The sequence below is a fragment of the Paraburkholderia sp. SIMBA_027 genome (assembly GCF_046535315.1).
Classification (GTDB): domain Bacteria; phylum Pseudomonadota; class Gammaproteobacteria; order Burkholderiales; family Burkholderiaceae; genus Paraburkholderia; species Paraburkholderia tropica.
Genome location: NZ_JAWRWY010001009.1, coordinates 1 through 258, shown reverse-complemented (window position 1 = coordinate 258; position 258 = coordinate 1). Strand labels below are relative to the sequence as shown.

Here is a 258-nt window from a genome sequence, read left to right as displayed (position 1 = left end):
CGAGACCTCGACCGAACAGCTGTTCAAGGGCAAGCGGGTCGTGCTCTTCGCCGTTCCCGGCGCCTTCACCCCGACCTGCTCGCTGAACCATCTGCCGGGCTATCTCGAAAATCGCGATACAATTCTCGGCAAGGGCATCGACGATATCGCCGTGGTCGCCGTCAACGACTGGCACGTGATGGGCGCCTGGGCGCAGCAATCCGGCGGCCTCGGCAAGATCCACTTCCTGGCAGACTGGGATGCGGGTTTCACCAAGGC

1 protein-coding gene is annotated in these 258 nt (G+C 63.2%); it reads left to right on the top strand.

The window, feature by feature from the left end; translation table 11 throughout:
• Nucleotides 1-258, top strand: a 258-nt coding sequence (locus SB764_RS42140; RefSeq protein ID WP_410867057.1) for a redoxin family protein, incomplete at both ends; no start/stop codon positions are given.